14 protein-coding genes are annotated in these 12,711 nt (G+C 70.8%); 5 read left to right on the forward strand and 9 right to left on the reverse strand.

The window, feature by feature from the left end; translation table 11 throughout:
• The 5 genes from B0W88_RS23870 to B0W88_RS23890 all read right to left on the reverse strand — a co-directional run.
• Positions 1-850 (reverse strand): ABC transporter ATP-binding protein (locus B0W88_RS23870; RefSeq protein WP_077037118.1); only part of this gene is annotated, 850 nt, incomplete at its 3' end.
• Entirely contained in the window at positions 850-1,674 is an 825-nt protein-coding gene (locus tag B0W88_RS23875; protein WP_077037119.1) for an ABC transporter permease, read from the reverse strand. The genes B0W88_RS23875 and B0W88_RS23870, both read right to left, overlap by 1 nt.
• Entirely contained in the window at positions 1,671-2,630 is a 960-nt protein-coding gene (locus tag B0W88_RS23880) for an ABC transporter permease (RefSeq protein WP_077037120.1), read from the reverse strand. Before B0W88_RS23880 ends, B0W88_RS23875 begins: the two co-directional genes overlap by 4 nt.
• A gap of 7 nt (positions 2,631-2,637) precedes the next feature.
• The gene (locus tag B0W88_RS23885) at positions 2,638-3,324 is read right to left on the reverse strand and encodes a GntR family transcriptional regulator (protein ID WP_077037121.1); all 687 of its coding nucleotides are present in this window, start codon (positions 3,322-3,324) and stop codon (positions 2,638-2,640) included.
• 99 nt (positions 3,325-3,423) lie between these two features.
• Positions 3,424-3,963, reverse strand: coding sequence for a peroxiredoxin (locus tag B0W88_RS23890; RefSeq protein WP_077037131.1), 540 nt, complete (start codon positions 3,961-3,963; stop codon positions 3,424-3,426).
• Between the two features lie 124 nt (positions 3,964-4,087).
• Between B0W88_RS23890 and B0W88_RS23895 the strand changes: the two genes are divergently transcribed.
• Positions 4,088-4,936 carry a hypothetical protein gene (locus tag B0W88_RS23895; protein ID WP_077037122.1) on the forward strand — a complete coding sequence of 283 codons (849 nt, stop codon included), beginning with the start codon at positions 4,088-4,090 and terminating at the stop codon, positions 4,934-4,936.
• Here the strand turns inward: B0W88_RS23895 and B0W88_RS23900 are convergent.
• From B0W88_RS23900 to B0W88_RS23910, 3 genes are read right to left on the reverse strand one after another with little or no spacing between them, the layout of a single operon-like run.
• Positions 4,918-5,706 (reverse strand): DNA-binding domain-containing protein, encoded by a 789-nt coding sequence (locus B0W88_RS23900; protein ID WP_144006919.1) that lies wholly within the window; start codon positions 5,704-5,706, stop codon positions 4,918-4,920. The two genes, B0W88_RS23895 and B0W88_RS23900, sit on opposite strands and share 19 nt — an antisense overlap.
• Entirely contained in the window at positions 5,703-6,542 is an 840-nt protein-coding gene (locus B0W88_RS23905; protein ID WP_077037124.1) for a DUF692 domain-containing protein, read from the reverse strand. The genes B0W88_RS23900 and B0W88_RS23905 overlap by 4 nt, the downstream gene beginning before the upstream one ends.
• On the reverse strand, positions 6,543-6,803 hold the full coding sequence (locus B0W88_RS23910) for a hypothetical protein (protein ID WP_077037125.1): 261 nt from the start codon (positions 6,801-6,803) through the stop codon (positions 6,543-6,545).
• A 220-nt stretch (positions 6,804-7,023) separates the two neighbouring features.
• On the opposite strand from B0W88_RS23910, the gene B0W88_RS23915 reads away from it, so the two are divergent.
• From B0W88_RS23915 to B0W88_RS23930, 4 genes are read left to right on the forward strand one after another with little or no spacing between them, the layout of a single operon-like run.
• Positions 7,024-7,905 (forward strand): N-acetylmuramic acid 6-phosphate etherase, encoded by an 882-nt coding sequence (locus B0W88_RS23915; RefSeq protein WP_077037126.1) that lies wholly within the window; start codon positions 7,024-7,026, stop codon positions 7,903-7,905.
• Positions 7,902-9,164: an MFS transporter gene (locus tag B0W88_RS23920; protein WP_077037127.1), complete on the forward strand. Its 1,263-nt coding sequence runs from the start codon at positions 7,902-7,904 to the stop codon at positions 9,162-9,164. The genes B0W88_RS23915 and B0W88_RS23920 overlap by 4 nt, the downstream gene beginning before the upstream one ends.
• The gene (locus B0W88_RS23925; protein ID WP_233151825.1) at positions 9,164-10,297 is read left to right on the forward strand and encodes an acyltransferase family protein; all 1,134 of its coding nucleotides are present in this window, start codon (positions 9,164-9,166) and stop codon (positions 10,295-10,297) included. Before B0W88_RS23920 ends, B0W88_RS23925 begins: the two co-directional genes overlap by 1 nt.
• Positions 10,297-11,820: a glycoside hydrolase family 10 protein gene (locus B0W88_RS23930; protein ID WP_077037129.1), complete on the forward strand. Its 1,524-nt coding sequence runs from the start codon at positions 10,297-10,299 to the stop codon at positions 11,818-11,820. The genes B0W88_RS23925 and B0W88_RS23930 overlap by 1 nt, the downstream gene beginning before the upstream one ends.
• A gap of 1 nt (position 11,821) precedes the next feature.
• On the opposite strand, the gene B0W88_RS23935 is transcribed toward B0W88_RS23930, so the two are convergent.
• Positions 11,822-12,640, reverse strand: a complete 819-nt coding sequence (locus tag B0W88_RS23935; protein WP_077037130.1) for an isocitrate lyase/phosphoenolpyruvate mutase family protein — start codon at positions 12,638-12,640, stop codon at positions 11,822-11,824.
• Between the last annotated feature and the right edge of the window lie 71 nt (positions 12,641-12,711).

Here is a 12,711-nt window from a genome sequence, read left to right on the forward strand (position 1 = left end):
CGCGGAAGGCGCAGCCCGGGGCGGGCGGCGCCGCCAGGTCCGGTGCGCTGCCCGGCAGCGCGGCCAGGCGCTCGCCGCGCCCCACGCCCAGCTGCGGCCGCGCCGCCAGCAGGCCCTGGGTGTACGGGTGGGCCGAACCGCCGCCCAGCAGCGCCGCGGCCCCGCCCTGCTCCACGCCCTGGCCGGCGTACATCACCAGCAGGCGCTGCGCGCGGCGCGCGACGAGGGTCAGGTCATGCGAGATCAGCAGCAGCGCCATGCCGCGCTCGGCCGCCAGCGCGGCCAGCGAGGCCAGCACCTGGGCGCGCAGGTGCGCATCCAGCGCGGTGCCGGGTTCGTCGGCGATCAGCAGCTCCGGCCCGCAGGCCAGCGCCATCGCCAGGCCCACGCGCTGGCGTTGGCCGCCGGAGAGCTGATGCGGATAGGAGGCGGCGATGCGCTCGGCCGGTTCCAGCGACAGGAATCGCAGCAGCGCCTTCGCCTCCTCGTCCGCCTGCGCCCGCGCGCGGCCCTGGTGCAGGCGCCGCGCCTCGGCCACCTGGGCGCCGGCGCGGTGCAGCGGGTTCAGCGCCGTCATCGGCTCCTGGAAGGCCATCGCCAGCGACTTGCCGCGCAGCGCGCACCAGTCGCGCTCGCGCAGGCCCAGCAACTCGCGGCCCTTGAAGCGGATGCTGCCGCTGACCTGGGCGCCGTCGGGCAGCAGGCCCATCAGCGCCAGCGCGGTGAGCGTCTTGCCGCTGCCGGACTCGCCGATCAGCGCCAGCGTCTCGCCGGCCGCGAGCGAGAAGCTCAGGCCCCTCACCCGCTCGACGCCGGCGATGCGGATGCGCAGGTCGCTGACTTCGAGCATCAGCGGACTCCCCGCAGACGCGGATCGAGCAGGTCGCGCAGCCCGTCACCCAGCAGGTTCAGGCCCAGCACCGACAGCATCACCGCCGCTCCCGGGAACACCGCCAGCAGCGGCGCGCTGAACAGGAAGCTCTGCGCCTCGGCCAGCATGCGGCCCCAGGAGGGCTCGGGCGCCTGCGTGCCCAGGCCCAGGTAGGACAGCGCCGCCTCGGCCAGGATGGCCAGCGCGAACTGGATCGTCGCCTGCACCACCAGCACCGGCAGCACATTGGGCAGCACATGCTGGCGGCTGATGTCCCAGGCGCCGCGGCCGCAGGCGCGGGCCGCCAGGCAGTAGTCGCGCGACCAGACCTCGCGCGCTGCCGAGCGGGTGACCCGCGCGAACACCGGCACCGCATGCAGGCCGATCGCGGCGATGGCGATCTCGATGCCCGGGCCGAAGACCGCGGTGAACAGCAGCGCGGTCAGGATGGCCGGGAAGGCGAAGCCGAGGTCGGCGCCGCGCATCAGCAGCTCGTCGAGCCAGCCGCCCCGCGCGGCCGCGAGCAGCCCCAGCGCCACGCCCAGGCCCATGCCGATCGCCACCGCGATCAGGCCGACGCGGATGGACACCCGCGCGCCGGCCATCAGCAGGCTGGCCACGTCGCGGCCCAGGCTGTCGGTGCCCAGCCAGTGCTCGGCGCCGGGCGGGCGCAGCTTGGCCAGCACGTCCAGCTCCTCGGTGGGCCAGGGCGTCCAGACGCTGGACAGCAGCGCCAGCAGCAGCAGCGCCAGCGTCAGCAGCAGGCCGATGCTCAGCTTGGCATTGGTGCGGATCTTCTTCATGAGGCCTCGGCCTGTTGCTGCAGCCGCGGGTCGATCAGCGCCGCCAGCACATCGACGAGAAAGTTCACCAGCACCACCATCGCCACCAGCAGCATCACGCAGTCGCGCACCACCGTGAGATCGCGGTTGGCGATGGCCTGGAAGATCAGCCGGCCCAGGCCCGGCAGGTAGAACACGTTCTCGACCACGATGGTGCCGGCCAGCAGGTTGGCGAACTGCAGGCCCATCACCGTCAGCACCGGCACCATCGCATTGCGCAAGACATGGCCCCACAGCGCCGCGCCGCGCGACAGGCCCTTGGCCCGGGCGCTGCGCACATAGTCCTCCTGCAGCTGGGCCAGCACGGCACCGCGGGTCACGCGAGCCAGGATGGCCGCCTGCACCACCGCCAGCGCCACCGTGGGCAGGGCCAGCGCCTGCAGCGCCGGGCCCGGCCCCTCGGCCCAGCCGGGGAAGCCGCCGGCCGGCAGCCAGCGCAGGCCCACCGAGAAGACCAGCACCAGCAGGATCGCGAACCAGAAGTTCGGCAGCGCGATGCCCAGCTGCGCCAAGCCGCTGACCAGCCAGTCGCCCAGCCGGTCATGGCGCGCCGCGGCGAACACGCCGGCCGCCAGCGCCAGCACCGCGGCCAGCGCCATCGCCAGCAGGGCCAGCGGCACGGTCAGCGCCAGCCGCTCGGCGATCAGGGCGGAGACCGGCGTGCCGTAGGCGTAGCTGTCGCCCAGCTCGCCGGTGAGCAGGCCGCCCAGCCAGTGGAAGTAACGGGTTACCGCGGCGTCATCAAGGTGCAGCTTGTGGGCGAGCGCGGCCACGGCCTCGGGCGCCGCATCGGGGCCCATCAGCAGCTGCGCGGCATTGCCGGGCAGCAGTTCCAGCACGCCGAACACCAGCAGCGAGGCCGCCAGCAGCGTGGCCAGCAGGGTCAGCAGGCGCTTGAGCAGGTAGGCCGGGGCCATCGGTCGTTCATTCCGCGCAGCGGTCCTTCTTCAGGCACTCGATGGTTTCACGGATGTGATGGCGGGCCAGGCGCTCGGCCTCGGCGCCGTTGCCGGCGGCGATGGCCTCGACGACCAGGCGGTGCTCGCCGATGGCCGGCCGCGCGCGGGCGCTGGTGACCAGCACCGCGGGGGCGAAGACGGTGGAGGTCAGGCGCACCACGGCCGTCTGGGCGCTGAGGAACTCGTTGTCGGCCATCTCGATGATGGCGGTGTGGAAGTCGACGTTGTGGCGCACATAGTCCACCGGCGACCAGGGCTCCAGCGTGGCCACCTGCCGCTCGATCATCGGCTCCAGCACGGCGCGGGCGCGGTCGGCGGCCTTCTCGGCCGCCTGGCGGGCGGCCAGGCCGTCGAGCATCTCGCGCATCGAGTAGGCATTGAGCAGGCGGGAACGGTCGGCGCGGGTCACGCAGACGCCGCGGGCGCCCTCGGCGGCCACCAGGCCTTCGCTCTGCAGCAGGCGCAGCGCCTCGCGCAGCGGCGTGCGGCTGACGTTGAGGTCCTGCGAGAGCTGCACCTGGCGCAGCAGCTCGCCGGGCGGGTAGACGCCGCCATAGATGCGCTGGCGCAGCACCCGCGCGACCTCGTCCACCAGTTTCGTTGCCCGACCCGAGGCGGGTGGCAGGGTCCGGTCCTCTTGTTCGACAGTCATCAAAGCCGCTCCCCCACGCAAGAACGGTTGCATTTTGACGCGATCGGGGCGGCCGCAGGCCTGCGGCTGTGGCGTTTTAGCCCGTGCCAGCCCCCGTGTTCAGCGGGCCTTCAGCTGTTCCACGGCCTTCAGCATCGTCTCGACATGGCCGTCCGGGCTGAGGCTGGAGTAGACCGCGGCGACACGGCCATCGGTGCCGATCAGGTAGGACACGCGGTCGGCATGGCCGGGCATGATCTTCAGCGCCGAGTCGTAGTCCTTGACCACCTTGCCGTCCACGTCGGCGGCGACCGCGAACTTGTTGCGGCACTCCTCGACCGAGAACTTCTTCAGGCTCTCGATGTCGTCGGTGGAGATGCCGATCACCGTGGCGCCCATGGACTTGAACTTGTCGGTGGCCTCGGCGAAGTTGTGGGCCTCGATCGTGCAGCCCTTGGTGAAGGCCTTGGGATAGAAGTACAGCACCACCGGGCCCTGCTTCAGCGCGTCGGCCAGGTTGAAGCGGAAGGCCTTGCCGCCGACGGCGGCTTCGGTGGAGAAGGTCGGGGCGGGCGCGCCGACGGCCAGTGCGGCCTGCGCCCCATGGGCGACGACCGTCAGTGCAGCGGCGAGGGCGAGGCGGCGGACGGCATATAGCATGGTGGGCATGGCGGGCTGTTCTTTGGGAGTATTGACAAACGCCATCATGCATCGAAGCCCGGCCTCATGCATCGGGCAAGCTTGCCGCCCGTGCGCGGCTCGCGCAGGGAGGAAGAAAAGAAACATGAAGAGAAAGAGAAGAACCGCATCGATCGGCCTGGCCACGCTGCTGGTGGCCGGTTGCGGCGGCGGCGGCATCGGCGAGGACATCGGCAACGCCTTCGGCTGCGCGCTGTCCAACTGCAAGGAGTCCAACACGGTCTCCACCGACAACGTCAGCCCCCGCTTCACCGTGACCCAGCAGGCGGGCGTCATCCATGTGGATGCCTGGCTGAGCCAGAGCGCCAACCTGCTCACCACGCTGATGCCCAGCCCCGGCGACAGCCTCACCGCCAGCGACGGCGACGCCGCCGCCGTGCCGCTGCGCGACAGCACCGGCGGCCAGCGCATGCGCTGGGAGCGAGACTTCAACGACGCCGGTGCCCAGCCGCGCGTCACGATCAACTTCGTGCGCAACGGCACCGTCTACCCGAACACGGTGAGCTTCCCGCGGCCCATCGCCATCGCTGCGCCCACGGGCACGCTGCAGATCCGGCGCTCGGCCGGCACTGTCGACGTGGCGCTCAATGCGCCGGACCTGCCGAAGCCGCCGGGCCTGGCCGCCGACGCCAGCTGCAGCCGCTCGGACCACAGCAGCTTCACCGCCACGGCCATCGGGCTCTCGCCGCTGGCGGACGAGACTGATCCGCGGCTGTTCCACCTGTCGACGCTGCGGCTGGACGACGCGCTGAACCAGGCCAGCGTCAGCGCCAACCAGAACAATCCGCTGACCGCGCCGGTGGCGAGCTGCACGCTGAAGCTGGTCTGGACGGTCACCCAGAACGGCACGGTGGACGCGGCGCTGAACCAGCACGGCTGGATCATCGCGACCCGGTCGGTCAACCAGGCGGCGAGCTACGACGCCACGCGCTGAGTCAACAAGCCGTCAGCGAGCCAGCGCTGCAGCAGGCCGACCACCGTCGGCGCGGCCTGCTCGGCGCCGACCGTTTCGGCCGCCCGATCGCAGATGCCGGCGAAGTCCCGGCCCTCGGCCAGCGCCTGCAGCAGCGCGGCTTCCAGCGGCTCCAGCGCGCGCCAGCGGGTCTCGAGCTGCTGGCGCCAGATCAGCAGCTGATGATCCAGCGGCTCGGGCGGCGCGAGTTCGGGGTCGGGCTCGCCTTCCTCATGGGCGCGCAGCGCGCGCCAGGCTGGCTCGACGGCCCACTCCAGCGGCAGCAGCGCCGTGCAGGGATGCAGCTGGAACACCTGGCCGGGCCAGGCCTCGGGCGCCAGGCCGAGCAGCGCGGCGGCCTCCAGCGGCGGTGCGTCCGGGCCGTCGAAGGCGGCGCGCAGCGCCCAGTCCATGCGGGCGATGTCGACCAGGGCCGGGTGCGGCAGCTCGGGCCATTCGCTGCTCATGAAGGCGGCCAGCCCGTCGCCGAACCAGCGGATCGAGGCGAAACGGGACGGATGCGCCGCCACGTAGGCGCGGGCCAGCGTGTCGAAGGTTTCGTCGCCGAGAGCGCGCTGCAGCACCGCATAGTTGTCGCGCAGCGCGGCGATCAGGCGGGCGCTGTAGGCCTCGCGGTAGACGGCCAGGCCGGGGCCCGGATGCAGCAGGCCGATGCCGTCGGCGCCTTCGCTGACGGCCTGCTGGAAGGCGCGCTGCTGGGCGTCGAGCAAGGCGGTGGAGCTCATGCTCATGCCGCCAGCCGCGCGGCGCAACGCGCCAGCTCCCGGGCCTGGGCCAGCTCGGCCAGCAGCTCGGGCAGCGGGGGGATGCGGTCGTCGCGCTCGATCATCGTGGGCTTCTCGCCGATGCGCCGCAGCGTGTAGGCATAGAGCTGCCAGACGGCGTCGCAGACCGGATGGTCGTGGGTGTCGATGACGATGTCCCCGCGGTCCTCGTGGCCGGCCAGGTGGATCTGAACGATCTGCGCCGCCGGCAGCGCGTCGATATAGGCGCGGGCGTCGAAATCATGGTTGCGACTGGAGACGTAGACGTTGTTGACGTCCAGCAATAACTGGCAGCCCGAGCGGCGCAGCAGCTCGGCGACGAAGCCGGCCTCGTCCATCTCGTCGGCGGCGAAGCGCACGTAGCTGGAGACGTTCTCCAGCACCAGCGGGCGCTGCAAGGCGTCCTGCACTTCGGCGATGCGGGGCACGAGGTGGCGCAGCGCGGCCTCGGTATACGGCATCGGCAGCAGGTCGTGCAGGTTGCGGTGGTCCACGCCGGTCCAGCACAGGTGGTCGGAGACCCAGCCGGGCTCGATCCGGTCGGCCAGCGCCTTCAGCTCGCGCAGATAGCCGCGATCCAGCGGATCGCGGCTGCCGATGGACAGCGACACGCCGTGCATCACCATGGGGAAGTCGGCGCGCAGCCGGTCCAGGTGATGCAGCGGGCGGCCGCCGGCCACCATGTAGTTCTCGCTGATGATCTCCAGCCAGTCGGGCCGCAGCACGGCGGGCAAGGGCCCGGCCAGCGCCGCGTAGTGCTCGGGGCGCAGGCCGAGGCCGAAGCCGGAGATCGTCGGCTTCATTTACTTCGCAACTTTTCCGCCGGCCTTGGTGCATTCAGCGGCGGAGGCCTTCGTCACCCAGCCCTGGCCCTTGCAGGAGTTCTGGCCCTTGCACTCGTTCTTGGCGGTCTTGCACTCGGAGGTGCCCTTGCAGCTGTTGACGCCGGTGCAGTGCACGCCTTCATCGGCAGCGAATGCCGGCGTGGCGACGAGGCCGGCGCTGGCGAACAGGGCGGCGGCGGTGGCGGCGATGGTCAGGCCGGATTTCAGTTGGGCTTGCATGTCAGTCTCCTTGACGGTTGGGGAAACAAAAGAAGAAGGAAGGAATCCATCAATACGCGCCGATCTCGGGATCGGATGCATGACGCGCCGGGCTGTGTCGCCCGCAGCCCGCCGGTCCTTACAGGCCCGCCGCAGATTTTTAGGATTACCTTCGGTTATGACGACAATCCCTGGCGGCATTGGCGAGCCCAAGCTGCCCCCACTAGAGTCCCTGCCCACCATGCTCAAGACCGAAACCCCCAGCACCCGCCACCTCGACCTCGACCTCTACGAGCTGCCGCAACTGATCGAGGCCTTCGTGGACGACCAGCTGGAGGCGGTGCAGGCGGTGCGCGCCGCCGCCCCGGCGCTGGCCGAAGCGGTCGCCCGGGCGCTGCCGGGCATCCAGGCCGGCGGCCGGCTGCTCTATGCGGGCGCCGGCACCTCGGGCCGCCTGGGCGTGCTGGACAGCGTGGAGCTGCCGCCCACCTTCGGCTGGCCGCGTGACCGCGCCGTGGCCGTGCTGGCCGGTGGCGCGCAGGCGATGTATGCCGCCGTCGAAGGCGCCGAGGACAACCGGGCGCTGGGTGCCTCGGACATCGCCGCGCTGAACCCGACGCCGAACGACGTGCTGCTGGCCCTGGCGGCCTCGGGCGGCACGCCCTATGTGCTGGGCGCGATCGAGGCGGCCAAGGCGGCCGGCGCGCTGACCGTCGGCTTCGCCAACAACCCGGACGCGCCGGTCACCGCCGCCGCCGATATCGGCATCACGCTGGACACCGGCTCCGAGGTGATCTCCGGCAGCACCCGGCTGAAGGCGGGCAGCGCGCAGAAGATGGCGCTGAACACCTTCTCGTCCAGCCTGATGGTCAAGCTGCACAAGGTCTACGGCAACCTGATGGTGGACGTGCAGGCCACCAACGCGAAGCTGGTGCGCCGCACCGTCGCGCTGACGATGCGCGCCACCGGCTGCGACGAGGCCACCGCCCGCGCCACGCTGGACCAGTGCGGGCAGAGCGTGAAGTGGGCGGTCGTGACGATCAAGCTGGGCAGCACGGCGGCCGAGGCCAAGGCCCGGCTCGATGCCGCTCACGGCAGCGTCCGCGCGGCGCTGGCCGCATGACGGTTCGCTCGCCTTGGGCGTGGGTGCCCACGCTGTACTTCTCGCAAGGCATTCCCTACGTCGTCGTGATGACCCTCTCGGTCATCATGTACAAGAACTTCGGCGTCTCCAACGCCGACATCGCGCTCTACACCAGCTGGCTCTACCTGCCCTGGGTGATCAAGCCGCTGTGGAGCCCGCTGGTCGAGATGATCGGCACCAAGCGGGGCTGGACGGTGGTGCTGCAGTTCGTCGTCGGCGCCGCGCTGGCGCTGGTGGCGCTGACGATTCCCGGGCCGATGGTCTTCCGCATGACGCTGGCGGTGCTGTGGCTGATGGCCTTCGCCTCGGCCTCGCACGACATCGCCGCCGACGGCTTCTACATGCTGGCCCTGCCCACGCACCAGCAGGCCGCCTTCGTCGGCGTGCGCTCGACCTTCTACCGCTTCGCCAACATCGCCGGCCAGGGCGCGCTGGTCTACCTGGCGGGCACGCTGCAGGAACGCTTCGGCGACATGAAGTGGGCCTGGAGCACGGTGTTCTTCCTGCTCTGCGGCCTGTTCCTGGCAGCCGCCGTCTGGCACCAGTTCGTGCTGCCGCGCCCGGCCGAGGACCGCAAGGCCGAGGCCGGGCGGATGACGCCGGCCGAGTTCCTGCGCATCTTCAAGCTCTTCTTCGCCAGGCCGGGCATCGCGGTGATCCTCGGCTTCCTGCTGCTCTATCGCTTCCCCGAAGCCCAACTGCTGAAGCTGGCCACGCCCTTCCTGCTGGACCAGACCGATGCCGGCGGCCTGGCCCTGCACACCAAGGACGTCGGCATCGCCTACGGTACGGTCGGCCTGATCGCGCTGACGCTGGGCGGGCTGCTGGGCGGCTGGATCGTCTCGCGCTTCGGCCTCAAGCGGGTGCTGTGGCCGCTGATCTTCGCGATGCATGTGCCCAATGCGGTGTTCCTGGCGATGGCCTGGTTCCAGCCCGGCAGCCTGTGGCTGATCAGCGCGGCGCTGGCGGTGGAGCAGTTCGGCTACGGCCTCGGGTTCACCGCCTACATGATGTACATGATCCTGGTCTCCCAGGGCGAGCACAAGACGGCCCACTACGCGATCTGCACCGGCTTCATGGCGCTGGGCATGATGCTGCCGGGCATGTGGAGCGGCAAGCTGCAGGAGGCGCTGGGCTATGTGAACTTCTTCGGCTGGGTGCTGCTGGCGACGATCCCCTCGTTCGCGATGGCCGCGCTGGTCCGCATCCCTGAAGGTTTCGGCAAAAAAGAACAATGATGAGCAAGAGACTGCTGTCCCTCGATGCCTTCCGCGGCTTCACCGTGGCGGCGATGCTGCTGGTCAACAACCCCGGCGACTGGGGTCACCTCTACGGCCCGCTGGAACACGCGCCCTGGGACGGCTGGACCTTCACCGACTGGATCTTCCCCTTCTTCGTCTTCATCAGCGGCATCTCGATGACGATCAGCCTGGGCCGGCTGGCGGCACAAGGCGCTAACCGCCAGGTTCTGCTGACCCGCACGGTGCGCCGCGGCCTGACCATCATCGCCATCGGCATCGCGCTGAACCTGTTCCCGCACTTCAACTTCCACACGGTGCGCATCCCCGGCGTGCTGCAGCGCCTGGGCCTGTGCACGGTGCTGACGGCGCCGCTGGTGCTGTACTTCGGCTGGCGCGGGCAACTGGCCTGGATCGTCGGCCTGCTGGGCGCCTACGCGGTGGCGATGCTGAACGCGACGGTGCCCGATGCGACGGGCGTCATGCACACCGGCTCGCTGGTGAAGGGCGAGGACCTCGGTGCCTTCATCGACCGCACGCTGCTGGGCGGCCACCTGTGGGTGCAGGCCAAGACCTGGGATCCCGAAGGGCTGCTGTCCACGCTGCCGGCCGTCGCCAGCCAGCTCTTCGGCGTGCTGGCCGGCCACTGGCTCGCCAGCAAGCGCGAGCCGATGGAAAAGGCCATGTGGCTGCTGGTGGCGGGTCTGGCCCTGCTGTGGATCGGCCAGGTCGGCGACGCCTGGCTGATGCCGATCAACAAGAACCTGTGGACGCCGTCGTTCTCCGTGTTCATGGCCGGCTGGGCCTGCATCGTGTTCGGCGTCTTCTACTGGCTGCTGGACGCGATGCCCTTGCCGCTGCTGCGCGAGAAGGCGGCGCGGCTGCTGAAGCCCTGCGTCGTGTTCGGCATGAACGCGCTGTTCATCTTCGCGCTGTCGGGCCTGATCGCGCGGATCCTGGGGCTGGTGAAGTTCGAGTCGGGCGAGACGCTGAAGGGCCTGCTCTGGGCGCCGATCCGCGACTCGGGCCTGGCCCCGGTCAATGCCTCGCTGGTCTATGCGATCGGCTTCGTGCTGGCGATGTACGTGATCGCCTGGTTCATGTGGAAGAAACGCTGGTTCGTGAAAGTCTGATGCTGATCACACGTCGCTCGATTCTCGGTTCCGCCCTGGCGCTCGGCGCCTGCGCCAACCGACCCGCCGGTCCGCGCCTGCAGGCCGCGCCCGAACTGGCGGCGCTGCCGCCCGCCGCCCCGCGCGAGTTCCGCGCCGCCTGGGTCGCCACGGTCGCCAACATCGACTGGCCCAGCAAGAAGGGCCTGTCCACCGCCGAGCAGCAGGCCGAGATGCACGCGATGCTGGACCAGGCCGTCGCCTTGGGCCTGAACGCGATCATCTTCCAGGTGCGCACCGCCGCCGATGCGCTCTACGACAGCCCGCTGGAACCCTGGAGCGAGTACCTCAGCGGCACGCAGGGCCAGGCGCCCTCGCCCTACTACGACCCGCTGGCACTCTGGATCGCCGAGGCCCACAAGCGCGGGCTCGAGCTGCACGCCTGGTTCAACCCCTTCCGCGCCCGACAGAGTACCGCCCGCTCGGCGCCAGCCGCCACGCACATCAGCCAGACCCACCCGGCCTGGGTGAAGAGCTACGGCGACCAGCTCTGGATCGACCCGGGCGAGCCCGATGCCGGCGAGCACAGCCTGTCGGTGTTCCGCGACGTGCTGCAGCGCTACGACGTGGACGGCATCCACATCGACGACTACTTCTACCCGTACGCCGTCAACGGCCCGGACGGCAAGACCGAGCTGGACTTCCCGGACGAGCCGTCCTGGCAGCGCTATGTCAGCTCAGGTGGAACGTTAGCCCGCGCCGACTGGCGGCGCCAGAACGTCAGCCGCCTGGTCGAGCGCATCCACGACACCCTGCGCGCCACCAAGCCCTGGGTGCGCTTCGGCGTCAGCCCCTTCGGCCTGGGCAAGCCCGCGCTGCGACCGGCCGGCATCAGCGGCTACAGCCAGTACGACAAGCTCTATGCCGATGTCGAGCTCTGGCTGGAGCGTGGCTGGCTGGATTACCTGGCGCCGCAGCTCTACTGGCCGCGCACGCAGAAGGCGCAGGCCTTCGGGCCGCTGCTGCAGTACTGGCACGCGCAGAACCCGCTGGGCCGCCACATCTGGCCGGGCATGTTCACCAGCCGCATCAGCGCGGACGCGAACGACGCCAAGAGCTGGGCCGTGGACGAGATCACCGGCCAGATCCAGTTGCAGCGCGAGATCGCCCCGCAGACCGGCCACATCCACTTCAGCATGGTGGCGCTGACGCAGAACCGCCGCCGCCTCGCCGATGCGCTGAAGGCCGGCGCCTATGCCCAGCCCGCGCTGGTGCCGGCCACGCCCTGGCTGGCGGCCGAAGGTTCCGCCTTGCCGCAGGCCACCCTCTACCTGGGCAGCCCCGACGGCGCCGGCATGCTGGCGCTGCACGTCGGCGGCAGCCCGGTGCTGCAGCACGCGGTATGGCTGCGCTACGGCGAGCGCTGGGAGTTCCGCACCGGCACCGAGCTGAAGATCCCGGCAGCGGGCCTGAACGCGATCGTCGCCTCGGCGATCGACCGCGTCGGGCGCGAGGGCCCGCGTTCGGCCTGGAAGCTCAGCTGACTCAGCCGAGCATGAGGGCATTGAGCTCGCCGTAGGGCAGCGCATCGGCGGCCAATGCGGCGCTGTCGCCCTCGGCGAGGAAGTCGCGGGTCAGCTGGCCGATGCGGGCGTAGACCGACTCGGCAATGCCCGAGCCGGACGTCAGGCGCCGCACGCCCAGGCGCTCCAGTTCGGCCGCCCTGGGCACGCCCGGCAGCGCCAGCACGTTCACCGGCAGGGCGGTGCCGGCGACCAGCGCGGCGATGTCGCCCGCCTCGCGGACGCCGGCGGCGAACAGGCCATCCGCGCCGGCCGAGCGGTACAGCTCAGCCCGGGCCAAGGTCTCGGCCACGCGCAACTCCGGCGCCACCAGGCCTCTGAGGAACACATCGCAGCGGGCGTTGATGAACAGCGGCACGCCGGCGCTCGCGGCCGCTGCACGCGCCGCCTCGATCTTGCGGGCCAGCAGCGCCGGCGGCGAAGCGCCGTCTTCCAGGTTGATGCCGACCGCGCCGGCATCGATCACCGCGCGCACGGTGGCGCCGACCTGGGCCGGCTCGTCCGAATAGCCGCCCTCGATGTCGGCCGTCAGCGGAAGGCCCAGGTGGCGGGTGATCGACGCCAGGCAGGCCACGAGCCTGTCCACCGGCAGGCGGTCGCCATCGCCATAGCCCTGGGCCCAGGCGACGGCGGCGCTGCTGGTGGCCAGCGCCACCGCGCCCTGCGCGGCCATCACACGGGCGCTGCCGGCATCCCAGCAGTTCGGCAGCCGGAGCATCGCTGCCCCCGCTTGATGGAGCGAACGGAAGGCGGCGGCGGTCTGGGCTTGAGCGGTCATCATGGTCCTCGGCGGTTGCAGCGAGCGCGCATGTTCGCATCGCCATCGTCGCCCGCCCAGCCGTTACCGGACAC

Origin of the sequence: Pelomonas sp. KK5, assembly GCF_001984095.1 — a bacterium.
Classification (GTDB): domain Bacteria; phylum Pseudomonadota; class Gammaproteobacteria; order Burkholderiales; family Burkholderiaceae_C; genus KK5.

Excerpts from the sequence above, each read along its gene's own strand:
- B0W88_RS23890 (WP_077037131.1), bottom strand. The coding sequence starts at position 3,963 with ATGCTATATGCCGTCCGCCGCCTCGCCCTCGCCGCTGCACTGACGGTC.
- B0W88_RS23925 (WP_233151825.1), top strand. The coding sequence starts at position 9,164 with ATGAGCAAGAGACTGCTGTCCCTCGATGCCTTCCGCGGCTTCACCGTG.
- B0W88_RS23935 (WP_077037130.1), bottom strand. The coding sequence starts at position 12,640 with ATGATGACCGCTCAAGCCCAGACCGCCGCCGCCTTCCGTTCGCTCCAT.
- B0W88_RS23930 (WP_077037129.1), top strand. The coding sequence starts at position 10,297 with ATGCTGATCACACGTCGCTCGATTCTCGGTTCCGCCCTGGCGCTCGGC.
- B0W88_RS23915 (WP_077037126.1), top strand. The coding sequence starts at position 7,024 with ATGCTCAAGACCGAAACCCCCAGCACCCGCCACCTCGACCTCGACCTC.
- B0W88_RS23880 (WP_077037120.1), bottom strand. The coding sequence starts at position 2,630 with ATGGCCCCGGCCTACCTGCTCAAGCGCCTGCTGACCCTGCTGGCCACG.
- B0W88_RS23920 (WP_077037127.1), top strand. The coding sequence starts at position 7,902 with ATGACGGTTCGCTCGCCTTGGGCGTGGGTGCCCACGCTGTACTTCTCG.
- B0W88_RS23905 (WP_077037124.1), bottom strand. The coding sequence starts at position 6,542 with ATGAAGCCGACGATCTCCGGCTTCGGCCTCGGCCTGCGCCCCGAGCAC.
- B0W88_RS23885 (WP_077037121.1), bottom strand. The coding sequence starts at position 3,324 with ATGACTGTCGAACAAGAGGACCGGACCCTGCCACCCGCCTCGGGTCGG.
- B0W88_RS23875 (WP_077037119.1), bottom strand. The coding sequence starts at position 1,674 with ATGAAGAAGATCCGCACCAATGCCAAGCTGAGCATCGGCCTGCTGCTG.
- B0W88_RS23910 (WP_077037125.1), bottom strand. The coding sequence starts at position 6,803 with ATGCAAGCCCAACTGAAATCCGGCCTGACCATCGCCGCCACCGCCGCC.
- B0W88_RS23900 (WP_144006919.1), bottom strand. The coding sequence starts at position 5,706 with ATGAGCATGAGCTCCACCGCCTTGCTCGACGCCCAGCAGCGCGCCTTC.
- B0W88_RS23895 (WP_077037122.1), top strand. The coding sequence starts at position 4,088 with ATGAAGAGAAAGAGAAGAACCGCATCGATCGGCCTGGCCACGCTGCTG.